At 63.7% G+C, this 26,066-nt stretch carries 23 protein-coding genes and 1 other RNA gene; 13 read left to right on the top strand and 11 right to left on the bottom strand.

The window, feature by feature from the left end; translation table 11 throughout:
* Window positions 1–170 (bottom strand): helix-turn-helix domain-containing protein (locus YUO_RS45140; RefSeq protein WP_156908806.1); only part of this gene is annotated, 170 nt, incomplete at its 3' end.
* Window positions 171–328: 158 nt separating this feature from the next.
* On the bottom strand, window positions 329–622 hold the full coding sequence (locus YUO_RS45135; protein WP_083754758.1) for a hypothetical protein: 294 nt from the start codon (window positions 620–622) through the stop codon (window positions 329–331).
* A 137-nt stretch (window positions 623–759) separates the two neighbouring features.
* Between YUO_RS45135 and YUO_RS45130 the strand changes: the two genes are divergently transcribed.
* A complete protein-coding gene (locus tag YUO_RS45130; protein WP_083754757.1) occupies window positions 760–1,149 on the top strand; it encodes a DUF2147 domain-containing protein in 390 nt (129 codons plus the stop codon).
* A gap of 385 nt (window positions 1,150–1,534) precedes the next feature.
* The gene (locus YUO_RS0128925; RefSeq protein WP_028350402.1) at window positions 1,535–2,800 is read left to right on the top strand and encodes an extensin-like domain-containing protein; all 1,266 of its coding nucleotides are present in this window, start codon (window positions 1,535–1,537) and stop codon (window positions 2,798–2,800) included.
* Window positions 2,801–2,950: 150 nt separating this feature from the next.
* On the opposite strand, the gene YUO_RS0128920 is transcribed toward YUO_RS0128925, so the two are convergent.
* From YUO_RS0128920 to YUO_RS42005, 4 genes are all read right to left on the bottom strand, one after another.
* Window positions 2,951–3,874 (bottom strand): FAD binding domain-containing protein, encoded by a 924-nt coding sequence (locus tag YUO_RS0128920; protein ID WP_028350401.1) that lies wholly within the window; start codon window positions 3,872–3,874, stop codon window positions 2,951–2,953.
* A complete protein-coding gene (locus tag YUO_RS0128915; protein WP_028350400.1) occupies window positions 3,871–6,561 on the bottom strand; it encodes a molybdopterin-dependent oxidoreductase in 2,691 nt (896 codons plus the stop codon). The genes YUO_RS0128920 and YUO_RS0128915 overlap by 4 nt, the downstream gene beginning before the upstream one ends.
* Entirely contained in the window at window positions 6,558–7,241 is a 684-nt protein-coding gene (locus YUO_RS0128910) for a TetR/AcrR family transcriptional regulator (protein WP_028350399.1), read from the bottom strand. The genes YUO_RS0128915 and YUO_RS0128910 overlap by 4 nt, the downstream gene beginning before the upstream one ends.
* Window positions 7,242–7,366: 125 nt before the next feature.
* The gene (locus YUO_RS42005) at window positions 7,367–7,783 is read right to left on the bottom strand and encodes a YunG family protein (protein WP_051379696.1); all 417 of its coding nucleotides are present in this window, start codon (window positions 7,781–7,783) and stop codon (window positions 7,367–7,369) included.
* Window positions 7,784–8,283: 500 nt separating this feature from the next.
* Between YUO_RS42005 and YUO_RS0128895 the strand changes: the two genes are divergently transcribed.
* Entirely contained in the window at window positions 8,284–10,548 is a 2,265-nt protein-coding gene (locus tag YUO_RS0128895) for a TonB-dependent siderophore receptor (protein WP_083754756.1), read from the top strand.
* A gap of 27 nt (window positions 10,549–10,575) precedes the next feature.
* Here the strand turns inward: YUO_RS0128895 and YUO_RS0128890 are convergent, their stop codons facing one another.
* A complete protein-coding gene (locus tag YUO_RS0128890) occupies window positions 10,576–11,217 on the bottom strand; it encodes a TetR/AcrR family transcriptional regulator (protein WP_028350397.1) in 642 nt (213 codons plus the stop codon).
* Between the two features lie 186 nt (window positions 11,218–11,403).
* On the opposite strand from YUO_RS0128890, the gene YUO_RS0128885 reads away from it, so the two are divergent.
* The 3 genes from YUO_RS0128885 (at window position 11,404) to YUO_RS0128875 (ending at window position 16,471) form a co-directional block, all read left to right on the top strand.
* Entirely contained in the window at window positions 11,404–12,702 is a 1,299-nt protein-coding gene (locus YUO_RS0128885) for an HlyD family secretion protein (protein ID WP_028350396.1), read from the top strand.
* A 51-nt stretch (window positions 12,703–12,753) separates the two neighbouring features.
* Window positions 12,754–14,337: a DHA2 family efflux MFS transporter permease subunit gene (locus YUO_RS0128880; RefSeq protein WP_028350395.1), complete on the top strand. Its 1,584-nt coding sequence runs from the start codon at window positions 12,754–12,756 to the stop codon at window positions 14,335–14,337.
* A 331-nt stretch (window positions 14,338–14,668) separates the two neighbouring features.
* The gene (locus YUO_RS0128875) at window positions 14,669–16,471 is read left to right on the top strand and encodes an ABC transporter ATP-binding protein (RefSeq protein WP_028350394.1); all 1,803 of its coding nucleotides are present in this window, start codon (window positions 14,669–14,671) and stop codon (window positions 16,469–16,471) included.
* A gap of 113 nt (window positions 16,472–16,584) precedes the next feature.
* Here the strand turns inward: YUO_RS0128875 and YUO_RS42000 are convergent, their stop codons facing one another.
* The gene (locus YUO_RS42000) at window positions 16,585–17,517 is read right to left on the bottom strand and encodes a DMT family transporter (protein ID WP_051379695.1); all 933 of its coding nucleotides are present in this window, start codon (window positions 17,515–17,517) and stop codon (window positions 16,585–16,587) included.
* Window positions 17,518–17,589: 72 nt separating this feature from the next.
* Window positions 17,590–18,333 carry a sulfite exporter TauE/SafE family protein gene (locus tag YUO_RS0128860; protein ID WP_028350393.1) on the bottom strand — a complete coding sequence of 248 codons (744 nt, stop codon included), beginning with the start codon at window positions 18,331–18,333 and terminating at the stop codon, window positions 17,590–17,592.
* 211 nt (window positions 18,334–18,544) lie between these two features.
* Here YUO_RS0128860 and YUO_RS0128855 point away from each other — a divergent pair, with 211 nt between their 5' ends.
* The 3 genes from YUO_RS0128855 to YUO_RS0128845 all read left to right on the top strand — a co-directional run bounded on the left by YUO_RS0128855 (window position 18,545) and on the right by YUO_RS0128845 (window position 21,160).
* The gene (locus YUO_RS0128855) at window positions 18,545–19,261 is read left to right on the top strand and encodes an alpha/beta fold hydrolase (RefSeq protein ID WP_028350392.1); all 717 of its coding nucleotides are present in this window, start codon (window positions 18,545–18,547) and stop codon (window positions 19,259–19,261) included.
* Between the two features lie 104 nt (window positions 19,262–19,365).
* Window positions 19,366–20,331 carry a helix-turn-helix transcriptional regulator gene (locus YUO_RS0128850; RefSeq protein ID WP_028350391.1) on the top strand — a complete coding sequence of 322 codons (966 nt, stop codon included), beginning with the start codon at window positions 19,366–19,368 and terminating at the stop codon, window positions 20,329–20,331.
* A 100-nt stretch (window positions 20,332–20,431) separates the two neighbouring features.
* Window positions 20,432–21,160, top strand: coding sequence for an alpha/beta hydrolase (locus tag YUO_RS0128845; RefSeq protein ID WP_028350390.1), 729 nt, complete (start codon window positions 20,432–20,434; stop codon window positions 21,158–21,160).
* Window positions 21,161–21,233: 73 nt separating this feature from the next.
* Here the strand turns inward: YUO_RS0128845 and rnpB are convergent.
* Window positions 21,234–21,656: RNase P RNA component class A (gene rnpB, locus YUO_RS44000), an RNA gene on the bottom strand.
* A gap of 142 nt (window positions 21,657–21,798) precedes the next feature.
* Between rnpB and YUO_RS0128840 the strand changes: the two genes are divergently transcribed.
* From YUO_RS0128840 to YUO_RS0128825, 4 genes are all read left to right on the top strand, one after another.
* Window positions 21,799–22,230 carry a PAS domain S-box protein gene (locus YUO_RS0128840; RefSeq protein ID WP_028350389.1) on the top strand — a complete coding sequence of 144 codons (432 nt, stop codon included), beginning with the start codon at window positions 21,799–21,801 and terminating at the stop codon, window positions 22,228–22,230.
* Between the two features lie 153 nt (window positions 22,231–22,383).
* Window positions 22,384–22,734, top strand: coding sequence for a YciI family protein (locus YUO_RS0128835; RefSeq protein ID WP_028350388.1), 351 nt, complete (start codon window positions 22,384–22,386; stop codon window positions 22,732–22,734).
* 137 nt (window positions 22,735–22,871) lie between these two features.
* Window positions 22,872–24,107 carry an RNA polymerase sigma factor gene (locus YUO_RS0128830; protein WP_028350387.1) on the top strand — a complete coding sequence of 412 codons (1,236 nt, stop codon included), beginning with the start codon at window positions 22,872–22,874 and terminating at the stop codon, window positions 24,105–24,107.
* Window positions 24,108–24,203: 96 nt separating this feature from the next.
* Window positions 24,204–24,641, top strand: a complete 438-nt coding sequence (locus tag YUO_RS0128825; RefSeq protein ID WP_028350386.1) for a VOC family protein — start codon at window positions 24,204–24,206, stop codon at window positions 24,639–24,641.
* Window positions 24,642–24,771: 130 nt separating this feature from the next.
* Here the strand turns inward: YUO_RS0128825 and YUO_RS0128820 are convergent, their stop codons facing one another.
* Window positions 24,772–25,638 (bottom strand): N-acetylmuramoyl-L-alanine amidase, encoded by an 867-nt coding sequence (locus YUO_RS0128820; protein ID WP_083754755.1) that lies wholly within the window; start codon window positions 25,636–25,638, stop codon window positions 24,772–24,774.
* Window positions 25,639–26,066 lie beyond the last annotated feature (428 nt).

Genomic DNA, 26,066 nt, shown 5'->3' with positions numbered 1-26,066 from the left:
AAACCATCGACACCTTCCGCGCGGAAGCGTTCGACCCATTTGGCGACCGTCTTCGCTGTGGTGTTGAACTGACGGCCGGCCGCGGCCTTGCTCAGCCCGCCGTCGACTACGCTCCGCGCCATCGCCTCTCGACCTTTCGGTGTCAGAGGCGCATTCTTATGGGTGTCCATTCGGTTCTCCCCTCAGAATCTGAAGCTTCAGCAACCTCAGCTTCCTCGGTCAGGGCCGAATGGACAACCTCCTGAAAGCTCACATCTAGGCAGCGCCGAAGTGGCTCGGTGATTCAAATCACATCCAGCCGAAGTTCCCGGCGACTAATTTTCCGCGATCATCCGCGGGAGGCTTCGATGAAACAGATTTGTTTTCTCGCCGTGCTGATGCTGCTTGGTTCTTCAGCCCATGCCGGCGCGATTTCATTCAAGATCGGCAGCCATCGGGTGCACATCGAATCCTCCAGGCATTGCCGTTCGACGTCCTGTGCCTCGATGTCGGTCTCCAGAAGCCTCAACTGGCGCCACAAGCGCGACCGCCACGACGATGATCGCGATAGGTCCATGCCGGCGAAGCCTGCACCACAGACGGTTTCGCCGCCTGTGCCGCCTGCGGCGCCGCCCAAGGCCATCGTCGCCGCGCCCCCGCCGGCCGTCTACACCCCGGCGGCATCGATGACGCAAATCGTCGCGGCGCCGCCGCCAACTCCGCCGCCCGCGCCCCCGCCGGCTCAGCAGGTTTCGATTCCATTGCCGCCGCCGCCCCCGCCTGCGAAGCCGTCCGAAACTGTCCAGCCTGCGCTACAGGCCGAACACGTCTCGCGTCCGCGCCGCGCAAGAGCCATCGGATTCGCCGATCGGCGACTGGCAGACGGAAGGCAAGGGAAGGGTGCGGATCGGAAAATGCGGCAGCGCGCTGTGCGGCTATGTGCTCAACTCATCGTCGAACGAGAAGGGTGAGGCTATTCTGATCAACATGAAGCCGAAGACGGAAAGGCAATGGACCGGCGGCGTCTACAGTCAGGATAGCGGCGAGACGTATTACGGCACGATGTCAATGAAGGGGGTCGATACGCTTCGCGTCGAGGCCTGCGCGCTTCTCCGCTTCTACTGCTCCGGCAACAATTGGAGCCGTATCGGCGCCGCGCCGACAGCCTGACGATGGTATCCGCCGAGCCGCGCTCATGAATGGCTCGCGAAAACGCCCGGTGACTTGGCCACCAGGCGTTCGGGTCCATTGTCTGGACGGGTAGTAGTCTAGAACACGCCAAGCACAATCGCGCCGACGAAGGCAATTGCAACATACGCAGCTACAACGCCAAGTCTGCTGACGAGAGGACTTACGAAATCCATTGGGAAGGCTCCCTGGGTTCACGTCTGCCCGCACCTAACACTTAAGGTTAGCAAAGCGTTCCCGGCCCAAAAAGTCAGCGCCGCTGTCCATCCACGGACTCTCGACGGCCGGCAGCCCGGCAACGTGGTAAAAAATTCGTTAAATCAACATGTTGAAGAGTCTTTAAATAAATTGGTTGAACGTGCGCGGGATGACGCGCGGAGTTCGTTTGTATCTCGTCGGCTCCTTCGTCCTCGTCTCGCTTGCGGGTTGTGGCCGCGGATTTTTTCAGTCCGCCGAGCGCGAACCGTGGCGTACCGAGGCCGAGATCGCTTGCCTGAAGTCCGGCGCGGTCAAGGAGAGCCCAGAGCTGGTCCGGATCGATCCGATCTCCGGTCCCGGCGTGTGCGGCGCAGAATACCCGCTGAAAGTGGCGGCGCTCGGCGAAAACATCACCTCTTTCGGCTTTGCCGACGAAAGCCTGCGGCCGCCCGCCAACATCGGCCATCAGCCGCGCTGGCCGATCGCGCGCGCCCCGGCGGCAGCTCCGCCCCAAGTCAACCATTCTGGGAACTATTCTGGAAACTATCCCGGGAGCCATTCAGGAAACTATCCGGCGCCGCGCCAGCCGAACTATGCGGCGCCGTCGAACGGTCTGATCTCGCTCTCTGCGCCGGGTGTCGCCTCGCAGCAGGATGATATCGATCTGCCGCCCGAAGGGGTGCCGACGCCGCACGGCGGCGGTTACGCGGCGCCACCATCCTATCCGCCGCGCGACCGGTACACCGCGCCGTCTTCTGCGCCGTATGCGCCGCCATCCTATCCGCCATCGCCGGCTGCGCCACGGCTCGGGCCTCCGCAAGGCAATGCCGTCAGCGCCTTCGGTCAGGTCTCGATGAAGCCGACGGCGACGCTGGCATGTCCGATCGTCTCCGCGCTCGACCGCTGGCTCACCGATTCCGTGCAGCCGGCGGCAATGCGCTGGTTCGGCGTGCGCGTCGTCGAGATCAAGCAGATCTCGGCCTATTCCTGCCGCGGCATGAATGGCAATCCGCATGCGCATATTTCCGAGCACGCGTTCGGCAATGCGCTCGACATCGCAGCCTTCACGCTCGCCGACGGCAGGCGCATCACCGTGAAGGGCGGCTGGCGCGGTGTGCCGGAAGAGCAGGGCTTTCTGCGCGACGTGCAGGCGGCCGCCTGCCAGCAGTTCAACACCGTGCTCGCGCCGGGCTCCAACTCCCACCACGAGGATCACATTCACGTCGACTTGATGCGCCGCCCCTCCCGCCGCACCATCTGTCAGCCCGCCGCGGTATCAGGCGAACAGGTCGCCGCGCGCGCCCAGCGTAACCCTTACGCGTCACGCGATCCCTATTCGACGGGATCGCTCGGAGCCAAGAAATCGATCTCCCGCTGGTTCAGGGGCAACAGCAAGGTCAACGAGGAAGACGAGTACGAGGATCATCATCATTAGCGTTGAGCGAATTGCCAAGGCGTAGGATGGGTGGAGCCAACGGGTCCGGCCTTTGGCCGGCCCGATAATAAACTCCGCGATACCCATCAATGCCGACAAGCGTAACGATGGGTTTCGCTTCGCTCTACCCATCCTACGAGATCTTCACGCTCACTCTGCAATCTTCTCCAACAAATCCCGCACCACGCCCTTCAGCAGATCGAGCTTGTAGCCCGTCATCGGCAGCGGCTTGGCGCCTGCCGTCGCCTGCTCGGCGGCGCTAGCGATATTCGCTGCGCTGGCCTCCTTGCCCTGCAGCGCCGCTTCCGCAGCCGCAAGCCGCAGCGGCACCGGGGCGATGCCGCCGGCGGCTAGGCGGACGAACTGAAACGTGCCGTCCTTTACCACGGCGCGAGCGCAGACTTCGACCAGCGGCCATTCGGCATGGGTGCGGCTGATCGCGCGCTTGTAGAGCGCGCGCTCGCCTTGCAGCGGTGAGGGAAGTGCGACGCTCTTGATCATCTCGCTCGGCTGCAGCGCGTTGTCGGAGCCGCCGTTGCGGCCGTCGCCGAGCAGCGCGCCGATCGTCAGGGAGCTCCGCTGGTCGGTCATCACTTTCGCATCATAGGCCAGCAGCGCCATCGCCATGGTCGAGGGATGCGGCGCCACGCAGGGGCCGAGGTCGAACGCGACGTGGTAGAGATGATTGCCGGACCGCGCGGGACAATCCGGTCCGCCCTTCCTGAGACAGGCGATGTGCGGATTGCGAAAATACCAGCAGCGCGAACGTTGCGCGAGATTGCCGCCGAGGGTGGCGAAGTGACGGACCTGCGGTGTCGCCAATCCTTGTGCGGATGCGGCGATGCCCGGATAGGCCGCAGCGAGGCGGGCATCGGCCGCGATGGCGCCAATGGTAGTGAAGGCACCAATGCGCAAACTGCCATCGGTGTCCCAATGCATCCCGATCGTGTCTGATGTGGCTGAGATATCGATCAACGGCCCCTTAGAGACTCCGCTGCGGCGCCGCTCGGAGAGGTCGGTGCCAGCGGCGCGGAATTCGCCGGCTTGCGTGGCGGTCATGGCTGTCGGTGTCATGCGGCGGCCCTCCCTTTGAGCGCGGCGATGAGACGATCGGGGCGGATCGGCAGTTCGGTCAGTCGAACGCCGGTCGCGTGGTGAATGGCATTGGCGACCGCGGGCGAGGTCGGCACGGTTGCGACCTCGCCGATGCCGACGCTGCCGCCGAGCACATGATCGAATCCGCGCTGGTCGAAATGCACGTCGATCATGGGCGTGTCGGCGATACCGGGAATGCGATAGTCCTCCATGCCGCCGCTGAGCACGTCGCCGGTGCGGGAATCGACCTCGCGTGCTTCATAGAGCGCGTAGCCGATGCCTTGAATGACCGCGCCGGTGGCCTGGCTTCGCGCCAGCGCTGGCGCCACGATCTTGCCGACCGCGATGCCGGTGTGAACGTTGACGACGCTGATATGGCCGAGCCAGGTATCGATTTCGACTTCGACAACCTGCACTGAGCTCGGCACGCCCGCACCGATCGCAAGATTGGAAAACCGGCGCATCATCCAGCCGAAGATCCAACCCATGAAGCCGGCCTGCTTGAGCGGCGACTGGATGCCCGGCGCCATCGGCCTGGAATCTTCCGGCCGCACGCTGGAAACGCTGAGGTCAGGGGAGGCCGCCAGCATTTCGCGCCACGGCGCGTTGGAGCCGCGGACCGGTTGGCGTTTCGCGCTTTGCTGGATTGCGGCTTTCAACTGCTCGATGGCGAGCAGCATCGGCGGGATCACCGAAGCCGTCACGCGGCTGCCGCCCGAACCCGGCCCTTCCGGCAGTTTTGAATCGCCGATCCGGACCTCGACCTCATGCGGCTCCAGCCCGAATTCGCCTGCGAGCGTATTGGCGATCACGGTGCGGGTGCCGGTGCCGATATCCTGCCTCGCGGTGCTCGCGATCAGACGCCCGCCCTTCACAGCTACTTCGACCTTCGAGCCGGGCTGCCACAGATAGAGCCAGTAGCCGGTGGCGACGCCGACGCCGCGGCGATAACGGCCGCTTTGCGCGGCGACTGGTTTGCGGTTGCGCCAGACCTCGAGGCTCGAAGCCCAATCGTAGAGCCGCTGGCGGTTGGGATCGGGATCCCAGCGTTTACGCAGCGCGATGGGATCGATGTTCATGCGCACCGCCGCTTCGTCGATCGCCTGCTCCAGCGCAAACGCCATCGGCGGCCCGCCGGGGCCGCGGAAAGGAGCACCGGCCGGCAAATTGCTGATGACGTCGAAATCGGCGAGCTCCTTTCCTTCCGCCGGATAGATCAGGCGGGCAAGTGCCGCGATGGTTGAATTGGTCGCAGCTCCTGTATCGGCATAAGCGGTGAACGAAAGCGCTTTCAATTCACCCTGGTCGGACGGCAGCAGTGCGATCTTCATCTCCGCCGCCGGTCGATAGCCGGTGACCGAAAGCTCTTCGTGCCGATCGTAGGCGATGCGCACTGGCGCCTTGGCTTCGCGCGCCAGCTCGATTGCGGTGGTGGTTTCCACGCCAAGCGCGGCCTTTGAACCAAAGCCGCCACCGACATGGTCGGCAATCACGCGCACCTTGTCGTGGTCGAGCTTGTAGCGCTTGGCGATCAGCTCCATCAGGTGAAACACTGCCTGCGTCGAGACATGCACGGTGAGCCGGTCGCCGTCGAAACGCGCGACCGCCGCATGCGGCTCGAGGCAGGCATGCTGTTGCGTGCCGGTGCGGAAGGTGCCCTCCACCAGCAGTGGGCTATTCGCCGCGCGCGCGCTGTCGATCCAGCTTCGCACCTTCTTCGGCTTCTTGGAAAACGCCGACGAGGGACCACGGATGTTGCCTTTCCAGGAAGCCGGCGCACCGGCGCCTTCGGAGACGTTGCCGGCCTTCTTGCGCGTGGATTTTTCGAACACGACGGGCGCATCGGCCCTGCGCGCTTCGTCGAGCCCGATCACCGACGGCAGGCGTTCGCTTACGAGCTTGATGGTAGCGATGGCGGCGAGCGCCGTCTTGCGATCTCTGGCCGCGACCGCCGCGATCGGTTCGCCGACGAAGCGGACGATGCGGTCGTCGCCGAGCAGCGAGATCGCCGCGCTCACACCCGACATGGCGCGCGCCGCGGTGAGATCGAGCTCACCGATGCGCGCATGCGCGAACGGCGAGCGCAGGATCACGCCTTCGAGCTGTCCGTCATGATGGATGTCGACGGTATACTTCGCCGATCCCGTCACCTTGTCGCGCGCTTCCATGCGCGGCGGAACGAACGCCTCGCCGTCGAAGCGGCCGGCGCAGGCATCCGCCACGGCGCGAAAGATCCCGTCATAGGCGCCGCAGCGGCAGAGATGCCCCGACAGCGCCGCGCCGATCTCCTCGCGCGAGGGCACCGCCGTTCCCTTGGCCGCGCGCCAGGAATCGTGGAACGCCGCAGCCTCGACGATGAAGCCCGGCGTGCAGAAGCCGCACTGCAGGGCGTCGTGCGCCATGAAGGCCTTCTGCACCGGGTGAAGTTTTTCCGCGCCGATGCCTTCGACCGTGGTCACGCTTCGATCCGCGGCGGTGCGCGCCGGCATCAGGCAACTCACGGCAGGCTCGCCGTCGACCAGCACCGTACAGGCGCCGCAGACGCCGGCCCCGCACACAAGCTTGGTGCCGGTGAGGTCGAGCGCGTCGCGCACGACGTCGACCAGCAGCGCATCGGGATCGTCGGGGAGGGGAGCGAGCTTGCCGTTGATCGTCATGGTGCTCATCTGCGATCTCCAGGTTTGCGGGCGGATTTCTTGTCGGGTTTCTTGTCAGATTTCTTGGCTGGCTTCGGTTTGGCCGCGCGCGGCTGCTTCGCCGGGCCGATGGCCCCGGCGATCAGCGTGCGCAGCATGATTTCCAGATCCTTCAGAAAGGCACCGGGCGGCTGCAGCGCGGGGTAGGCGGACTTGGTGCCGTTGACCGCCATCTCAACGCATCGCGCAAGCTCGCGCGGCGTCATGCCGGCGCTGAGAACGAGGCCCTGCTTGCGGCAGACGCGCGTGATCGTCGCGGCGAGCTGATCCGCATAGAGAGCGGTATATTTCTGGTAGAGGTCGCGGGCCTGCAGCAGATGTTCGGAGAACAGCTCCTCGACATGGGGCGAGCCGTCGAGCGAAGCGGCCATCTGTCCGAGCTTGGCGGAAACGGACGCGACGAGAATATCGGCGAGGCTGCCGCCGGCCTTCTCCGCGGCGCTTGCTGCGGCGATCTCGGCGGCAAGCGCCTCCTCATGCAGCCGCTCGATGACAGCGCGGAACAGCGCTTCCTTGGATTTGAAGTGGTGATAGAGCGCCTGTCGCGTCAGCCCAGCAGCATCGGCGGCCTGCTCGATTGACGAGCGCCGAAAGCCGTGCCGGCGGAACACCAGCATCGCGGCATCGAGAATGCGGGTACGGGCGCTCATTTTGACGATTTTGACAAAATTAGACAAAATGTCAAGACATGCCGGCCGCCGGGGCGTACCGCGGCCGCTTACCATGCCCCAGACGCGATGCACCACGAAGTGGTGCGCCGCAGAGCCGGGGCCCACTATCTGCCGCGCGATGATGGGTCCCGGTTCTGCGCCGCACCGCTGGCGCGCTGCATCGCGTCCGGGACAGGCGCGACAGGTTCCGAAGGCAGTCGACCCGATCGAATCCGTTCGAGAAGCAATTCGTATTGCTTCATGGACGTGTCATCGAGCGCCTCCTGCCGGTTGCTTGGCAGGTCATCATACCCGATTGGGCTGTCGAACTGGCTCATCGTGAAATCGACGCGCCGCTGCCAGGCGCCGTTGACGTCCGTCTTCAGTATCGCGCCGCCGAGTTCGTCCTGGATCACCAGCGCCGTCACCGAGCATTGCCCCGCCGCGGGATTGTCGGACCGCCACTGGCTGCTCGTCTCGGCCGACCATGCGTCGCGCAGTTTGCGATAGAGACCGATCAGGGATGGGCAGCCTGTCGTCATCAATACCCCGTGGGTGTGGTAATGGTGTTCCCGCCATTCTAGCAGGTCACCCGCGGCCGCCCCAATGAACGAGTCAGCCGGGATGCAGGAAGAGTGCGAGCAGCAGAATGATCGATAGCGGAACGCCGGTCATCCAAAAAAGTGCGCTCTTTACGGACATCATCCATGCCCCTCCGAGGAGGGGATCAACTATCCAGTGGAACTCTGGTTCCTACGCCACGGCCTTTTTGTTGGCGCCCTTGCGAAGCGCGACCGTGCTGCTGCGCCACAGCATGGTGGGGGATGGCTCGCTCGTTGTTTCATGCGATGGCGGCAATAAAGGCGCATCAGCGTACTCGCGCAAGAGTCACGTATCGCTAATTCATCACAACTGCCGCGTTGTTCGCTTGGACCAATACTAATTCTAAACTAGTGATTCACTCGCCGTTTCATCCTTCGTGCACTTTCATCACCGCAGTCCCGCTTGTTACTGGTCCCGCGCGAAGCGATGAGGACTGGAAATGACTGCATGCTTGAAGACCGCGGGCTGGCTCGGCGCCGCGCTGCCGATGCTCGCTGCGATGATCGATGTGACACCGGCGGAAGCGCAATCGTCCGCGCGAGAATTGCCGGCCGTCGTGGTCGACCAGCCCTTACGTCCGCCGGCCGCGCGCTCGCGTCCCGCACCGAGACGGCAAGCCGCGTCGGCGGCGAGCCGTCGCACCGCCCAGCGCGGGGCGGTGACTTCAGATGCCGCAGCGGCCGCAGGCGCACGCGCGGAAACGGGGACTGGTCCGGTGCGCGGCTATCTCGCCAACCAGAGCGGCACCGGCACCAAGACCGACACGCCGCTGCGTGAGACCCCGCAATCGATCACGGTGGTCACCGCCGACCGCGTCACCGACCAGGGCGCGCTCACCGTGCAGGAATCGCTGCGCTACGTGCCCGGCGTGTTCGCCGACGCCTATGGCCCGGATTCGCGCGGAGACTATCCGCGCATCCGCGGCCAGGATCCGAATATCTATCTCGACGGCACGCGGATGGTGAACACGTGGCAGTTCAACGAATGGCGGCCTGAACCCTACACGCTTTCGCGCATCGAGGTGCTGCGCGGGCCGGCGTCAGTGCTGTATGGCGACACCTCGACGGCCGGCCTGTTGAACCTGATCTCGAAGCGGCCGCAGGCGGAAAGCTTCAACGAGGTCGGCGTGCAATATGGCAGCTTCAACCGCAAGCAGGTGCAACTCGATTCGACCGGTAAGCTGACCAAGGACGGCGAGTGGCTGTACCGCTTCATCGGCGTGCTCCGCGACAGCGGCACGCAGACCGATTACGTACCTGATGATCGCATCGTACTGGCGCCATCGCTGACCTGGCGGCCGACCAACAACACCAGCTGGACCGTACTCGGCACCTATCAGAAGGACAACAGCGGCGTTTCCACGGCATTCCTGCCGCATGAGGGCACTCTGTATCCCGGGCCGAACGGCCTGATCCCGGTGCGGCGCTTTGCCAGCGATCCGAACTTCGAGAAGTACCAGACCGAGACCGGCGCGGTCTCCAGCCTGTTCGAGCATAGCGTCAACAACGCCGTGAAGATCCGGCAGAACGTTCGCTTCGCGCATGTCGAAGGCATTTACAGGTTGGCCTATCCGAACGTCTATGGCGATCCGTACGATCCGCCAAATCCGAATTTTCCGTTTCTCGATTCAACGCGGCGCACCGTGGAGCGGTTTATCTCCAGCCGCGAAACCAGCAAGGACAGTTTGACCTCGGACAGCAATGTCGAGCTGAAATTCGGCACTGGCCCGGTGCTCCACAAGGCGCTGGTCGGCCTCGACTACCGCGTTCTCAAGGAGCGCGCGCGATCCGGCTACGGCTACGACACCACGCCGTTCGACCTCTACGCTCCGGTCTATACGGCTCTGACCCCACCAGTGCTTTCGCCGGAGCCTGACCTGCGGCAAAGCCAGCTTGGGCTTTATGCGCAGGACCAGATGCGGCTCGGACCGTGGCTGGCCGTTCTCGGCGTTCGTCAGGATTTCGTCGGCAACAATGTGCAGGGATCGCCGAGTGAGGACACCAAGGCGACCACCGGCCGCGCAGGACTGATGTACGAACTGCCGTTCGGGCTGACGCCCTACGTCACCTATGCGCAGTCGTTTACGCCGGTCTTCGGCTCCGCCTGCGTCGGCGGTACCTGCAAGGCGCAGCAGGGCGAAATGGTGGAACTCGGATTCAAGTACAATCCGCTTGCCGGCACGGCGATCAACGGTGCGATCTTCGACACCACCGAGAAGAACCGGCTGGCGAGCGATCCCGGTGGCTCCGTGTTCTCGGTCCAGACCGGCCAGGTGCGGATTCGCGGCGCCGAACTCGAGGTGATCAGCCGCGTGACGCCAGACCTCGATCTGATCGGCGCCTATTCCTACCTCGATGCCCGGGTGGAAAGCGGGGACAATATCGGCAAGCGTGTCGAAACCGTTCCCGATCATCAGGCCTCGCTATGGGCAAAATACCGTCTCACCACACTCGGCCTGCCGGGCCTGACTATCGGCGGCGGCGTGCGCTACATCGGCGAGTCCTGGGATGGCACCGACACGCTTAGCACGCCCGATTACACGCTGTTCGACGCGATGATCCGCTACGAAACCGGCCCATGGCGGTTTCAGGTCAATGCCAACAACCTTGCCGACAAGCGCCATGTTACGACGTGCCTTGCGCGCGGCGACTGCTTTTTCGGCATCGGTCGCACGGTGCTGGGCAGCGCGACGTACAGGTTCTAGGTTGGTCCGGAAAAGGCGAGGCCGGTCTTACCCCGGCTTCGTCCGATAGGTCGCCAGAAACACCCGCGTCGCGCTGTCGACCACGCGCGCGATGCGCTCCGCCGATGGCGCCGGCTCGGCCTGAAACACGAACGGCAGAAACAGCGTCGCCTGGCACATCTGCAGGAACTGCGCGGCGGCGAGGCCGCAATCGTCGATCGCAAGATCGTTCGATCGGACATGCGCCTGCAGATATTCGGCGAGGCGGTTGATCGTCTTTGCCAGCACGTTCCCGTAGAACTGGCGTCCGACCTCCGGCATCCGCTCGGCGATTGCCATTACCGTACGGATCGACGAACCGCCGCCCGGCCGGCAGATCGAACCGATATAGGTTCGGCCGAATTCGCGCAGCGTGGTTTCGACATCGCGTTTGGGATCGAGATTGTACGCAATCTTGCTTTTTTCGAGCGCATCGTCCTCGACGATGGCCTCGAACAGCCGGCTCTTGTCGGCGAAGTAAACGTAAAGCGTGCCTTTGGAGACGCCGGCCGACCGCGCGATCTCGTTCATGCTGGCCCCATCAAAGCCCAGATCCATGAACACCTTTCGCGCGCCGTCCAAAATCTGGCGGCGCTTCGAACTGTCCTCCTCGCCTAAGGGATGAATCGTGTTTGCCGTGGGTGCAACCATTGGTTTATCTTCTCCCGTGGGAATTCAACCCGGGATATAGCAGGAAGTCTTTTCTCGCTTTATGATCGGTATGGTAGCAACCTAGCTTGACCGAACCGTTCGGTCAATGATATTTTGAGTTTAAGGCACCACTGCGGCCGGTTTCTGTGGCCTCATGCATCGCGACATTTGAATGGGAGGCCGGTAATGGCCGCAGCGAGAGACCAGGCCGCACGCGTCGTTCGCGCCGAACCGGATGGGGCGCAGGATGAAGCCGCGCCCGAGGCCGGCTCTCAGTTCGCCGATCAGTTGCGGTCCCAGATCGCGGAAGAAACCAGGCGTCGCCCCGCGGAGCCGCCCGGTGCTCCCGCACCTGAAAAGCCAGCCGCGGCGTCCGTCGATGCATCGGCCGCGAAACCGGGCAAGCGCAAGTTCGTCATGATCGCTGTGCTTGGCTTGCTCGCGCTGGCCGCGATCGGTTACGCCGTCTACTTCGTCCTAGTCGGGCGTTTCTATGTCTCGACGGACGACGCTTACGTTCGCGCCAACAACACCACGCTGGGCGCCCGGGTATCGGGCCATGTCGCGGCTATCCTGCCCCGCGACAATTCGCTCGTTCGCGCCGGCGACGTGATCTTCAGGATCGACGACGGCGACTACCGCATCGCGGTGGAAGCCGCGCGCAGCAAGATCGCGACCCAGCAGGCCACCATCGACCGTATCGGCCGTCAGGTCACGGCGCTGGAAAGCGCCGTCGAGCAGACCAGGGCGCAGCTCGCTTCCGCGGAAGCGGCGATGAAGCGCGCAGGCCTCGACTTCGACCGCCAGCAGGCGCTGAGCATCAAGGGCTTTGCCTCACGCGCCGCCTTCGAGGTCTCAGAAGCCGGCCGCGACCAGAGCCTCGCCGCGGTGAAATCGGCGCAGGCTGCCTATGATGCCGCGCGCGACAATGTCGAGGTGACGAAGGCGCAGCAGGCCGAGGCGCGCGCGCAGCTCGTGGAATTGCAGACCCAGCTTGCCAAGGCAGAGCGCGACCTTGCCTTTACCTCGGTGCGCGCGCCCGTCGACGGCACCTTCTCCAATCGGCTCGTCAATGCCGGCGATTTCATCCAGGCCGGGCAGCGGCTCGCCAATGTGGTGCCGCTCAACGACGTCTTCATCGACGCCAATTACAAGGAAACCCAGCTCAAGCGCATCCGTCCCGGCCAGCCGGTGAAGATCTCCGTCGACGCCTACGGTCACCGCAAGTTCGCTGGCGTCGTCGACAGCATTTCACCCGCGGCAGGATCGGTGTTCACGTTGCTGCCGCCGGACAACGCCACCGGCAATTTCACCAAGATCGTGCAGCGGCTGCCGGTTCGCATTCGCGTGCCGAAGGAAGTCGCAAAGCAGAACCTGCTGCGCGCCGGCATGTCGGTCTACACCACCGTCGACACCCGCGAGGGCGCAGCCGACGCCGACAGCGAGGCCGACCTCGATGCGCCCGGGATGGTTCAACCGCAGTAATTATTCTTGAATCCCTCCGGGCGAAAGCCCGGCGCCTGTGCCGAGCTGACCATGGCCGACGCCACCACCGCATCGCCTTCGCTGATGAACGCAGCGGCCGACGAGCGCATCCCGCCGCGGCGGCTGTTTGCGTTTCTCATCATGGTGTTCGGGATGTTCATGTCGATCCTGGACATCCAGGTCGTCTCGGCGTCGCTACAGCAGATTCAGGCAGGACTTTCTGCCAGTTCCAGCGAAGTGTCATGGGTGCAGACCTCGTACCTGATCGCCGAGGTGATTGCGATCCCGCTCTCCGGCTTCCTGTCGCGCGCGTTCGGCACGCGTCTGCTGTTTGCGATTTCCGCCTCCGGCTTCACCGTCGCGAGCTTCTTTTGCGGATTTGCCTCGACCATCGAGCAGATGATCGTGTGGCGCGCGATCCAGGGATTTTTGGGCGCGGGCATGATCCCGACCGTGTTCGCATCCGCCTATACGGTGTTTCCGCGTTCGAAAATCCATATCGTCGCTCCGATCATCGGCCTGGTCGCGACACTGGCGCCGACGATCGGGCCGACGGTCGGCGGTTTCATTACAGACACGATGTCGTGGCACTGGCTGTTCTTCATCAACATCGTTCCCGGCATCGGCATCACCATCGGCGTGTGGGTGCTGTGCGATTTCGACAAGCCGAACTTCGCGCTGCTCGAGCATTTCGACTGGTGGGGCCTATTGTTCATGGCCGGCTTCCTCGGCACGCTCGAATATGTGCTGGAAGAGGGGCCGCAGTCGCAATGGCTGGAAGACACGTCGGTCGCGGTCTGCGCCGCGATCTGCGCGATCTCGGCGATCGCCTTCTTCTGGCGCGTGCTCAGCGTGCGAGAGCCGATCGTCGACCTCAGGACCTTCACCGACCGCAATTTCAGCCTCTGCTGCCTGATCTCGTTCTGCGTCGGCGTCGGCCTTTACGGCCTCACCTACATGTATCCGCGTTACCTCGCCGAAGTGCGCGGCTATAGCCCGATGATGATCGGTGAGACCATGTTCGTCTCTGGTATCGCCATGTTCCTCACCGCCCCGATCGTGGGGCGGCTGATGGCGAAATACGACGTGCGCTACCTGATCGCGATCGGTCTGGTGCTGTTCGCGCTCGGCTCGTACCAGATGACCTGGATGACGAAAGAGTATGATTTCTACGAATTGCTGCTGCCGCAGATTTTGCGCGGAGCCGGCTTGATGCTGGTGATAGTGCCGACCAACACGATCGCGCTCGGCACGCTGGCGCCGGAGCGGGTGAAGAACGCCTCGGGCCTGTTCAACCTGACGCGCAATCTCGGCGGCGCGGTGGGCTTGGCCGTCATCAACCAGGTGCTGAACGAACGCACCGACCTGCATATCTCGCGCCTGCACGACCGCGTCACCTGGGGCAACGCCGCTGCGGTCGATACCCTCAACATGTTCACCCAGCGCATGCAGGGCATGGGTGACGCCGCGCTGATGGCGATGAAGCAATTGTCGCAGATCGTGCACCGCCAGGCCGTCGTGATGGGCTATGGCGACGCCTTCTTCATGCTGGCCGTGTTCTATTTCGCCCTGAGCCTGCTGGTGATGGTTCTGGAAAAGCCTTCAGCAGCGGCGCTCGGCGGCGACGCGCATTAAAAGCGGCGTGACAACGCTGTTCACGTCCTTGTCATGTTGCAAATCACCCGCGATGCATTTATAAGCTGCGCATTGTCGCTCGAACCGGGGAGATTTGCATGATTTCGATGTATTCGCAGATCGCGCCCTCGCGTCCGACGCTGGTGCTGGTTTTTCGGTCGCGTCGCTGAGCGCGATCTCCGCCGGCCCTGATCGGGCCTGACCCCGATCTTTCCAAACTTCCCAACGACTTAACGACAGTTTTCAACGACGCATGCGTTCGGCCCGAGGCTGCCCGCGCGTCAAACCCAGATGGAGCCGGTTTGCGCCTTTCGCGCAGCCGGATGACGCCATGACCGTTCAAAGAGACAAACGTCCCGCGGCGATACGCGTGGTGATCCCGTTCGTGTTCCGCCACTGGCTGCAACAGCCCGGCCGCGTTGCCGTCGTAACCGGCGGCCTGCTGGGAGCAACCGCGGCCGACCTGTTCATGCCGATCTTCTCCGGCCGGCTGGTCGATGCGCTGACGCTGGGCACCTCCGATCCAGGCGCGCGACAGGCTGCGTTTACAGCCTTCGGCGGGATCGTCGCGCTCGGCCTCATATCGATGATCCTGCGCCTGACCGGCCTGCAGGCGATCGTGCCGTTCACGCTCACGACCATGTCAGACGTGTCGCGCGACGCTTTCGCGCGCGTGCAGCGCTTCTCGACCGACTGGCACGCCAACTCGTTTGCCGGCTCGACCGTGCGCAAGATCACGCGCGGCATGTGGGCGCTCGACCTGCTCAACGACACTATCTTGATGGCGCTACTGCCGTCGCTATTGGTGCTGGTCGGCTCGATGATCCTGCTCGGGCTGCACTGGCCGGTGTTAGGTGCGGTCATCGCGGTCGGCACCGTGATCTATGTCTCGATGACGATGGCGTTCTCGGTGAACTACATCGCACCGGCTGCGCGCGTCTCCAACGCCTGGGACACCAAGGTCGGCGGCACGCTGGCGGATGCCTTGACCTGCAACGCGGTGGTAAAGTCCTTCGGCGCGGAAGCGCGCGAGGATGCGCGGCTGGCCGGCGTCGTCGGACGCTGGCGCACCCGCGTGCGTCGGACGTGGTACCGCTATAACTACACCTCGACGGCGCAACTTGCGGTGCTGTTGTGCTTTCGCGGCTCGGTGATCGGCGGGGCGATCCTGTTGTGGATCGCCGGCCGCGCCACGCCGGGCGACGTCACCTACGTGCTGACCAGCTACTACATCATTCATGCTTATCTGCGTGACGTCGGCATGCACATCAACAACCTGCAGCGCTCGGTCAACGACATGGAGGAGCTGGTCGCGATTCACGACGAGCCGATCGGCATTGCCGATGCGCCGGATGCCAAGCCGATCGACATCCAGGGCGGCCGCATCGTGTTCGACGACGTGACGTTCCATTACGGCGGTCACCGCGCGCCGCTGTATGACGGACTGTCGGTCGAGATCCGCGCCGGTGAACGGGTCGGCCTGGTCGGCCGCTCCGGCTCCGGCAAGACCACTTTCGTCAAGCTGGTGCAACGGCTCTACGATATCGGCGGCGGGAAAATCCTGATCGACGGTCAGGATGTCGCGAAAGCCACGCAGCAATCGTTGCGCAGCCAGATCGCGATCGTGCAGCAGGAACCGATTCTGTTTCACCGTACGCTGGCCGAGAACATCGCCTATGGCCGGCCGGGCGCCAGCATGGCGGCGATCGAGCAGGCGGCGCGGCTTGCCAACGCGCATGACTTCATCCTGCGGCTGCCGAAGGGCTACGGCACGCTGGTCGGCGAGCGCGGCGTCAAGCTGTCGGGTGGCGAGCGGCAGCGTGTCGCGCTGGCACGCGCGTTCCTGGCGGACGCGCCGGTGCTGATCCTGGACGAGGCAACCTCCAGCCTCGATTCAGAGTCAGAGGGCCTGATCCAGCAGGCGATGGAGCGGCTGATGAAGGGGCGCACCTCGATCGTGATCGCGCACCGGCTGTCGACGGTGCGCAGCCTCGACCGCATCCTGGTGTTCGACCGCGGCGAGATCGTCGAGCAGGGCACGCATGCGGCGCTGACGGCGCGGCCCGGCGGCATCTATCGCGGGCTGTTCGAGCTGCAGGCCACCGAGTTCAGCCGCATTTCGGCGGCGGAGTGAGAGCCGTATTGTTGCGAACCCGATCGATGTCGGAATATGTTTTCCGGCATCGAGAGGGGCTCGCGCGACGCGGCCGGGACCGAACTGATTGCGGATAATCAGGTCCTGACCGATCAGGACGCCGCGAGCTGAGGCGGCTCGCGATCTCGCTGCGGCAGTGAGGGCGCAGGCCTAGCCCGCGTGCGCGTCGAAATGGCCACCGTCACCACGACGGCGGCAGCGAACAGCAGGATCTGCAGCGTGATGGTCTCGTCGTTGAAGAACGCCGCGAGCGCAAAGGTGATGAAGGGTTGCAGCAACTGGATCTGCGAAACCCGCGCGATGCCGCCCATCGCTAGTCCCGCATTCCACGCGAAGAAGCCGATCCATTGCGAGAACAATGCGACGTAGAGTAGCCCGAGCCAGGGTTTCAGCGCGATGTGGGTGATATCGGCGGGCATGGTCAGCACGGCTGCCGGGATCGACAGCGGCAGCGCAATCACCAGAATCCAGCTTATGACCTCCCAGCCGGGCATTTGCGAGGTGAGCCGGCCGGAGAATGCGTAGCCGATCGCGGCGACGGCGACCGATGCGAACAGGAATAAATCACCGGCGACAAGCGCGCCGCCGCCTAGCCGCAATGCGAATGCGATCACCAGCGCGGCGCCGGCCACGGAGGCGATCCAGAACAGCGACCGCGGCCGCTCATGAGTGATGGCGACGGCAACCAGCGCGGTGGCGATCGGCAGCACGCCCAGCACCACGCCGCCATGCGAGGCGTCGACCCTCTGCATGCCCATCGACATCAACAGCGGAAACAGGATCGCGACGCAAAGCATCGCAATGATCAGTTGCAGCCACAGTGGGCGGGGCGGCAGCGGTCGGCGCAACACGAGAAGGAGCGCCAGCGAGCACAGCCCGGCGATCGCGGTGCGCAGCGCGGTCAGTGCAATCGGATCAATTTCGGCAACCGCAATCCGCGTCGCCGGCAGCGTGCCGCCGAAGATCGCCATGCCGATGAAGCCCAGCAACAGGCCGAGGCGCTCGCGCGAAGCAGGGGAGCTCATGACGCGATTGGTTAGCCGCTTTGCAGGTCAGCGTACAGCAATCTACTCGGAGCACATGGCGGCTATGCACGCCTATCTCGGAGCAATGCTGCTCCACACCAATCCGACCCCGGACAAAAACAGCAGAGCCAGCACGACGTCGTAGAAGTTTCGATCATTGAGGGCGTGATAGGTGCGCATGCCCAGACGGGCGCCGACCAGCGTGCCGGGCAGCGCCAGCATCGCCAGCCAGAACACGTCGAATTCAACGAAGCCGCTGGCGATCTGCAGGATGAGCGCGGCACCGAGCACGCTGCCGTTGAAGATCTGGAAAACGCCGCGGCGCTGGTCCTTGGTCCAGCCGCGGATGCTGGCCCACAAGGTCGGCAGCGGGCCCGACAGGCCGGCAAGGCCGCCGAGGATGCCGCCGGCAAATCCGATGGCTGCGTCTGCTACCCGGCCGCCGAAGCAGAAGGCCATCGGCTTGCGGATGAAATAGAGTGCGGTGGGAAATACCAGCAGCATCACGCCGACGCTGAGCTTGAAGTTTTGCGGGTCGGCGCGCGCGACCAGCAGCGCCCCGATCGGCATGCCGACAAGACCGCCGGCGACGAACGGCCACGCCAGCTTGAAGTCGAGAACTTTCCACATCGACGGCAATGTCGAGATCTGCGAGCTCACCGAGCAGATCAGGACCAGCGGCACGGCAATGGCCGGCGGCAAGATGTAAAGCCAGATCCCGAGCGCCATCAGCGCCGTGCCGAAACCGGAAAGTCCGGAGACAAAACCGCCGGCGAGCGCGCCGGCAAGCAGGATGGCGTAGGTGGCTAATTCCACTCTTTTCTTCCCCCGTCATTATATTCCCCTGTCATTCCGGGGCGATGCGCAGCATCGAACCCGGAATCTCGAGATTCCGGGTTCGCATCTTTCGATGCGCCCCGGAATGACGTCGAATGTAGCGCCGACGTGGTGCCGACGTTTACACGAGGGACCGGGCAGGTACTATCGCAATCGAAGCCTTCAACAATAACCCGGTGGAAACGGCCCGATGAATGCAACTGCCTCGAAAACCTTTCTCGTTTGTCACGGCGCGTGGTCCGCGGGTTGGGCCTGGAAGAAGATGCATCCGCTGATGCAGACCGCCGGGCATCGCCTGATCACGCCAACCTACAGCGGTCTCGGCGAGCGCGCGCATCTGGCGCATCCAGGCATCGATCTTAATTCGCATATCGAAGACGTACTTGCCGTCATTAAGTATGAAGACCTGCGCGACTTCGTGCTGATCGGCCACAGCTACGGCGGCATGGTCGCGACCGGCGTCGCCGACCGGGCGCGCGACAAGGTCAAGCAGCTCATTTATATCGACGCTTTCGTGCCGCAGGACGGCCAATCGCTGCTCGATTTGAACGAGGCGGGACGGGCGCGGATGCAGGAGCTTTCGAGGAGCGGTGACGGCTGGCGCGTGCCGCCAAACCCGACGCCGCCAGATACGTCGCCCGCCGACGTCGAATGGCTCAACGCGCGTCGCGTCGACATGCCGATCAAGTGTTTCGAGACCAGGCTCAAGCTGCAGGGCGGCGCGCTGACGCTGCCACGCAGCTACATCTACGCCACCCGCATCACGCCGGCCGATACGTTCGGACCGTTCGCCAAAATGACAAAGGGCGATCCCGCCTGGAGCTACTACGAGATCGACGCCAGCCATGCGCCGAATGTCACCGCGCCGGAGGCATTGATGGCGCTGCTGCAGAAGATCGTGGCGTAGGCCCGTTATCCCCATCTACGAGATGTCGCAGGCGGATTGACTCTCCGCCACGCGCCCAACAAGCTGGCAAACCGGTGGTCGACATCGATCGCGGAGGGCAGGCCATGGCGGCCAGAACGACTTCAGTCATCGAGACGTGGTCAACCGGCCTGGTCGAGCCGGAACGGCGCCTGGACTATTGGATCGGCGCCGTCTGCGAATGTTTTCTCGAAATGGATATCACGACGCCGGTGCGGTCGGGCTTCGACTGCTCCGTTCAGCGCGGGCAACTCGACACGATCGGCATCAACCGCGTCGAGGGCTCGGCGCAGCACGTCTACCGCAGGAAAGCCAGCCTCGCGCGCAGTGCATCGAACTACTATTACCTGCTGTGCAAGACCGACAATGACTGGACCGCCATGCAGAACGGCCACGCGTCGCGCCTGCAGCCCGGTGATCTCGTGCTGCTGGACTCCCGGCGCTGCTATGAGTTCAACTTTCCGCTGACCTCGAACACGCTTTCGCTGGAGCTGCCGATCGCGTGGGTCGAATCCTGGATCACCGATCCGGAGCAGCGCATCGGGCATCGTATCGATGGGCGCGCGGGCTGGGGCGCGGCGCTCAGCGCGTTTGCTTGCCAGTTGACGCCGCAACTGGCGATCGAGCGGCCCCTTCCTGCACAGGTTCTGACCGACCAGCTCGGATCGCTGCTGGCGCTCGCGTTCGGAAGCGAGATTCCGGCCGCTCCCTCCGAGCAGCGCGATGCGGCGAAGCTGTTGGACCAGATCGGCCGGGCCATCCGGCTGCGCTACGCCGAACCCGGTTTGACGGCTGCGACCATCGCCGCACATCTGCGTGTCTCGGAACGAACCCTGCATCGCTGTCTCAACAGAGCCGGCCTGACGTTCAGCGGACTGCTCAACGATTGCCGCATGACGGCGGCGCGCAGGATGCTGAGCGAGCAGCGCTTCGATCGCATCAGCGTCGGCGGAATCGGGCTGCGGGTCGGCTTTTCCGATCCGTCCCACTTCATCCGCCAATGCCGCAGATACCTCGGCATGACGCCAGGCGCCTTCCGGCAGCAGCGCTAGGAGCCTGGCGCAATCAGGCGATAACGGTGGCCGAATCCGGCCATCCGGGAATAGCCGTCCCTATCAATGTCTGATTTCCAGAAAATCAGGGGGAAACGGAATGTCAGACATCTATGTTCTTGTTCACGGCGCGTGGCATACCGGCGCCGAGATGGAAGCGGTGGCCGGACATCTTCGCAAGAGCGGCCACGTCGTGCATTGCCCGACGGTCGCCGGCAACGACAAGGATGACGATCGCGAGAAAACAGGACTCGAGCAGGCGATCTCGTCCGTCGTCGCTTACATCGAGGCGAACAATCTCCGCGATATCAGGCTGGTCGGCCACTCCTACGGCGGGATGGTGATCTCCGGCGTTGCCGACCGTCTAACTGACAGGATCAAACGCCTTATCTACGTCAACGCCTTTGTCCCGCTGGATGGGCAGTGCCTCAACGACATGGTGCCGCCGCACTATGTCGGCCTGTTCGATGCCGTGGCCGCTGCCAACAACAACGCGGTGATGCTGCCGTTCGAAATCTGGCGCGATGCCTTCATCAACGACGCCGATCTCGAACTGGCGAAATCCGCCTACGCCAAACTCAATCTGCATCCGTATAAGACGTTCACCGACAAGATCGCGCTGAAGCGTCCCCTGGCGGAGCTGCCGGTCGGCAAGTCCTATGTCAATTGCAGGCAGGACATTGCCCTGCCGCACGGCCTGCCATGGCATCCGCGCTTGTCGGAGCGGCTCGGCCTGTTCCGGCTGGTCGAATGCGACGGCAGTCATGAGATGTTCTTCAGCAACCCGGCGCGGCTGGCGCAGGCGATCGGGGAGGCGGGGCGCGATTGAGATTGTTTTGCGCGACGTCAAACAAAATGGCGAGGGGCCCGGCGTGTTCGCGCCGAGCCCCCCTCATTCATAACATATCAGCCAGCCTGTAAGCCGGGTTCTGTAGGGCACCATTCTTTCGAATGATACGTGACGGCCATTCCTCTGGGACCATGTTCGCACATGGCCTCGAGCAACCTACCCGGACGGCGAGCCTGACATCGCCCTGCGGCGTTATCGCTTTCGCGAACAGCCCGCGTTGCCGTCCCTATTCGGTTTTGCTCCCGGTGGGGTTTGCCATGCCGTTTCCGTTGCCGGAGACGCGGTGCGCTCTTACCGCACCTTTTCACCCTTACCCTCCGAAGCCCGAAGGCGAAGGAAGGCGGTTCGTTTTCTGTGGCACTTTCCCTAGGGTTACCCCCGCCGGACGTTATCCGGCACCGCATGTCGATGGAGCCCGGACTTTCCTCCCCCGCAGCCTTTCGACCGTAGCGGGAGCGGCCGTCCGGCCGACTGATGCCTTACGAATGGGGATTCCGGCGCGCCGCGTCAAGGAAAAGCAATGGTTAATCGGGTTCCATATGCGCGATTTTGACAGAAGCGGCATGGCGGCATTTGATGCTGACTGATCGATTTTGAGGATCGGTAGCGGAGGCGCGATGAACATTCCTGCCGGTCTTGGCGAAGCGCTGCTGCACAGCGCCTCCGACGCAATTATCGCGACCGATCGCGAGGGCCGCATCACGTTCTGGAATCCCGGCGCCGAACGGATCTTTGGATTTCCGGCTGGAGAGACCATCGGCCAATCGCTCGACCTGATTATCCCTGAGAATTTGCGCGCACGGCACTGGGAAGGCTTTCGACACACGATGGCGACGGGAACGAGCCGCTACGGCCACGGCGACCTGTTGTCCGTGCCCGGGTTGACCAAGGATGGTCGGCGGATCTCGGTCGAGTTCACCATTGTGCTGCTGCGAGACGAGTCGCAGGAGGTCGCAGGCACCGTGGCGGTCATGCGAGACGTGACGAAACGGTTTGAGGAAGTCAGGGAGCTGAGGCGGAAGCTTGCGGAGGCCGGCGGGAAGTCCTGAATATCCGGTGGCAAATGTTCATGCTTCCTATATCCCAGCTTCCCGGAAGGGGCCGCCCTACCGCCAAAAATAAATTTCCGTGGCGATGTCGTTTTGCGGGGGGCCCACCCGACTGGGTGTCGGCGATCCAGCCGGTCAAAAGGAGTTTCAAAGATGCAGTATCTGTTGTTGATCTACCGAAACGAAGCCGAGCAGGCAAAGATGGACGCTTCCGAGCTCCAGAAGCTGACGGCGGAGTACCGCGCATTCACCCAATCCATCGTCCAGAGCGGCAATTTCAAGGCCGGCGACGCGCTGCAGGCGACGACGACCGCCACGACCGTGCGCGTCCGCGACGGCAAGATGTTGACGACGGACGGTCCGTTTGCGGAGACGCGCGAGCAGCTCGGCGGTTATTATCTGGTCGAGGCCAAGGATCTCGATGAGGCGCTGGGCATTGCCGCCAGAATTCCCACCGCCAGGGTTGGTTCGATCGAGGTCAGGCCGATCATGGTCTATGATTAGGCGTCGTTCCGGGGCGCGCAAAGCGCGAACCCCAATGTGCAATTGCACATTGGGGAAGCTCGAGATTCTCCGAGGCGCAATTGCGCATCGTAGTTCGATGCTTGGCATCGCCCCGGAATGACAACCATTGAGATCGCATGACACCACGCGAGATCGAAAAAACATTCCGCGACGAGACGGGGCGGGCGCTGGCCACGCTGATCCGTCTCGTCGGCGATTTCGATCTGGCCGAGGATGCCTTGCAGGATGCGTTCGCGGTGGCGCTGGAACGCTGGCCGACCGCGGGCCTGCCGTCCAATCCACGCGCCTGGCTGGTCAATGTCGGCCGCAACAAGGCGGTCGATCGCATCAGACGCAACATTGCATTTCGCGGCAAGCAGCAAGAGCTGACGCATGAGCTGCTGCTCAACGCGTCCGAACCATGCGAGGACGCCGACAGCGCGCTTGACGACGACATGCTGCGGCTGATTTTCACGTGCTGTCACCCCTCCTTTGCCGCCGAGGCGCAGGTCGCGCTGACGCTGCGCACGGTATGCGGGCTCACGACGGCGCAGGTCGCGCGCGCCTTTCTCGCCAGCGAAGATGCGATGGCGCAACGCCTGCTGCGGGCCAAGCAAAAAATCCGTCTTGCGGGCATTCCCTATGAGGTGCCGGAGCGCGAGGCGCTGGATCCGCGGCTGCGCGGCGTCCTCGCGGTGGTCTATCTCGTCTTCACCGAAGGATACGCGGCCACGTCAGGGGAAGGCCTGATGCGGCCGGATCTCGCGCGCGAGGCGATCCGGCTGGCGCGGCTGCTCGATGGGTTGATGCCCGGACGCGGCGAGATCAAGGGCCTGCTCGCCCTGATGCTGCTGCATGATGCGCGGCGCGCCGGGCGCCAGACCGCAGGCGGCGACATCGTGCTGCTGGAAGAACAGGACCGCACGCTATGGGATCGTGCACAGATAGCGGAAGGCTTGCTTCTTGTGGAGGAGGCACTGAGGGTGCCGGGCCGGCCGCAATCCTATGCGGTGCAGGCGGCGATTGCCGCTCTGCATGCGCGCGCGCCCAGTTACGAAGACACCGACTGGCGGCAGATCGCCGGGCTCTACGAGGTGCTGCTTCGGATCAGCCCGTCGCCGGTGATCGAACTCAATCACGCTGCTGCGGTGTCGATGGTCGATGGGCCGGCGCGGGCGCTCGATCTGGTCGATGCGCTGGAAGCGCGCGGTGGGCTGAAGAGTTATGAGCTGCTGCCGGCCGTCCGCGCTGATTTGCTGCGCCGGCTCGGCCGGCACGACGCGGCGCGGGAGGCGTATCAGGAGGCGACGGCTGCGACGCAGTTGGAGCCGTTGCGAAGACTGTATGCGCGAAGGATTGCAGAGATGGGTTAGGACTAACCTCGCCCCGCTCTTGCGGGGAGAAATCGGATTGCCTCAGCGATGCGAAGCATCGTCCGGTGCAATTCGGGTGAGTTGGAGATTGGAAACATGGCGCTCAAGCGGATGGACAACGTAGGAATCGTCGTCGAAGACCTCGGAGGGACGATTGATTTCTTTCGCGAACTCGGCCTCGAGCTCGAAGGGCGGGCTACGATCGAAGGAGAATGGGCCGGGCGCGTCACTGGTCTGGGCGATCAGCGCGTCGAGATTGCCATGATGCGTACACCGGACGGCCACAGCCGGCTCGAGCTCTCCTGCTTCCTCACGCCGCCTGTCGTCGCAGATCACCGGAACGCTCCGGTCAACGCCCTGGGCTACCTCCGCGTCATGTTCGCCGTGGACGACATCGACGAGACGCTTGAAAGGCTCCGCACGCGCGGCGCGCAGCTCGTAGGCGAAGTAGTTCAGTATAAAGACGCGTATCGCCTCTGCTACATCCGTGGGCCTGAAGGGCTTCTCATCGGACTCGCCCAAGAACTTAGCTGAGCGCAATACGAAGCAATACGAAGACAAATGGCGAGGAGCGACCAATGTCAGCGAGCGCGTCCGAGGCCGATCCGCCTAAGAGCGAGCTTCGCTCGTCTCGACCCCGCAAGAGCGGGGCGAGGGAGTGCAATCACCTCGCCGCCACCGTCGTCATCGCCTCCGCCGGCAGGCTCGCCAACAGCGCGTGCAGCGTACTCATGGTCGAGTGATCGGCGATGCCGTCGACGCGCGCGGGGCGGAAGTGGCGCTGGAACGCGGTGACCACTTGCATGGTCGGACCGTCGAACTTGCCGTGGGTCGGGATGTTGTAGCCGTATTTGGCGAGCGCCGCCTGCATGTTGGCGACGCCGTCTGATATGCTGCCGAGCTTGAGCGTTTCGCCGCGCACGATCGGCGCCGGCTGCACCCAATGGCCGACACCGGAATTCGCCAGCAAGTGCCACGGGAATTTTTCGCCGGGATCCTTCTTGCGCGCCGGCGCTACGTCGGAATGTGCGAGCACGCGATGCGCCGGTATCTTGCGGCGGAGCATGATGCCGCGGCACAGCGCGATCACGGCGGCGATCTGGCGCGACGGGAAATCCGGATAGCCCCAGTCGTGGCCGCTATTGATGATCTCGACGCCGATCGAGCAGGAATTGATGTCTTCCTCGCCGGCCCAGGAGGATACGCCGGCGTGCCAGGCGCGCTTGGCTTCCGGCACGCTCTGCACGATGCGGCCGTCCTCCAGCACGATGTAATGCGCGGAGACGTCGGTGCCGGGGGTGCAGAGCTGGGCGATCGCGCCTTCCACATCCGGCATGCCGGTGTAGTGCAGCAGGATCATATCGGCGACGCGGCCGTTGTTGCGGTCGCCATAGTTCGGCGACGGGATGACGTCGGATGCGATCGAGGAATCCGGGGTAAATATCTTCATGTCGGCGTTGGCCCTGGGAACGGGAAGGGCGCGTTGACGCCTCGAATCAATACCAGCAGATGTGAACGAACCAGAAGCCATTTTTTAAACCCAAACCGGGCGGCAGAGCGGCAACATCGTGTTCGAACGGCAATATCGTTTACTATTCATTTACCGCGTGCCCGCGCAATGCGGCGGCCGAGTTCCCTCTCGTATTTTGACCGAGTGTGGGCGGGGCGCATCACCCTTGTTCGGTATCTCGAAAGCGCGGAAAACCCGCGGCCGACCATCAACGCTTTCTTAACGCTAAGTGCCGTTACTAAGTGGTGAATAGCCGAACCGGGTTGGGGACGGCCGAGGCCCTCTTTCACGCTCGAAATTGCCATGGCAACCCAGCAAATTCCGTCTGGAAATGAGGGGTCGCGGGGCCGGGCGAGAGGCGGCAATCCCACCTGTTCGCGGCCATTTGGCCGGAAAAGCCCGGCGAAGCGCAGAGATTTGAGGCGCAATGGGCCCGTTCGCGTCCAGTT

The sequence above is a fragment of the Bradyrhizobium murdochi genome, assembly GCF_000472965.1.
In the GTDB taxonomy this organism is placed as follows: Bacteria; Pseudomonadota; Alphaproteobacteria; order Rhizobiales; family Xanthobacteraceae; genus Bradyrhizobium; species Bradyrhizobium murdochi.
This window is presented reverse-complemented; position numbering and strand designations above follow the sequence as displayed.

What these genes read in the sequence shown, in the direction of transcription:
- YUO_RS45135 (WP_083754758.1), bottom strand. Translation starts at nt 622, where the DNA reads ATGGCCTTGGGCGGCGCCGCAGGCGGCACAGGCGGCGAAACCGTCTGT.
- YUO_RS0128925 (WP_028350402.1), top strand. Translation starts at nt 1,535, where the DNA reads ATGACGCGCGGAGTTCGTTTGTATCTCGTCGGCTCCTTCGTCCTCGTC.
- YUO_RS0128920 (WP_028350401.1), bottom strand. Translation starts at nt 3,874, where the DNA reads ATGACACCGACAGCCATGACCGCCACGCAAGCCGGCGAATTCCGCGCC.
- YUO_RS0128915 (WP_028350400.1), bottom strand. Translation starts at nt 6,561, where the DNA reads ATGAGCACCATGACGATCAACGGCAAGCTCGCTCCCCTCCCCGACGAT.
- YUO_RS0128910 (WP_028350399.1), bottom strand. Translation starts at nt 7,241, where the DNA reads ATGAGCGCCCGTACCCGCATTCTCGATGCCGCGATGCTGGTGTTCCGC.
- YUO_RS42005 (WP_051379696.1), bottom strand. Translation starts at nt 7,783, where the DNA reads ATGACGACAGGCTGCCCATCCCTGATCGGTCTCTATCGCAAACTGCGC.
- YUO_RS0128895 (WP_083754756.1), top strand. Translation starts at nt 8,284, where the DNA reads ATGACTGCATGCTTGAAGACCGCGGGCTGGCTCGGCGCCGCGCTGCCG.
- YUO_RS0128890 (WP_028350397.1), bottom strand. Translation starts at nt 11,217, where the DNA reads ATGGTTGCACCCACGGCAAACACGATTCATCCCTTAGGCGAGGAGGAC.
- YUO_RS0128885 (WP_028350396.1), top strand. Translation starts at nt 11,404, where the DNA reads ATGGCCGCAGCGAGAGACCAGGCCGCACGCGTCGTTCGCGCCGAACCG.
- YUO_RS0128880 (WP_028350395.1), top strand. Translation starts at nt 12,754, where the DNA reads ATGGCCGACGCCACCACCGCATCGCCTTCGCTGATGAACGCAGCGGCC.
- YUO_RS0128875 (WP_028350394.1), top strand. Translation starts at nt 14,669, where the DNA reads ATGACCGTTCAAAGAGACAAACGTCCCGCGGCGATACGCGTGGTGATC.
- YUO_RS42000 (WP_051379695.1), bottom strand. Translation starts at nt 17,517, where the DNA reads ATGAGCTCCCCTGCTTCGCGCGAGCGCCTCGGCCTGTTGCTGGGCTTC.
- YUO_RS0128855 (WP_028350392.1), top strand. Translation starts at nt 18,545, where the DNA reads ATGAATGCAACTGCCTCGAAAACCTTTCTCGTTTGTCACGGCGCGTGG.
- YUO_RS0128850 (WP_028350391.1), top strand. Translation starts at nt 19,366, where the DNA reads ATGGCGGCCAGAACGACTTCAGTCATCGAGACGTGGTCAACCGGCCTG.
- YUO_RS0128845 (WP_028350390.1), top strand. Translation starts at nt 20,432, where the DNA reads ATGTCAGACATCTATGTTCTTGTTCACGGCGCGTGGCATACCGGCGCC.
- YUO_RS0128840 (WP_028350389.1), top strand. Translation starts at nt 21,799, where the DNA reads ATGAACATTCCTGCCGGTCTTGGCGAAGCGCTGCTGCACAGCGCCTCC.
- YUO_RS0128835 (WP_028350388.1), top strand. Translation starts at nt 22,384, where the DNA reads ATGCAGTATCTGTTGTTGATCTACCGAAACGAAGCCGAGCAGGCAAAG.
- YUO_RS0128830 (WP_028350387.1), top strand. Translation starts at nt 22,872, where the DNA reads ATGACACCACGCGAGATCGAAAAAACATTCCGCGACGAGACGGGGCGG.
- YUO_RS0128825 (WP_028350386.1), top strand. Translation starts at nt 24,204, where the DNA reads ATGGCGCTCAAGCGGATGGACAACGTAGGAATCGTCGTCGAAGACCTC.
- YUO_RS0128820 (WP_083754755.1), bottom strand. Translation starts at nt 25,638, where the DNA reads ATGGCTTCTGGTTCGTTCACATCTGCTGGTATTGATTCGAGGCGTCAA.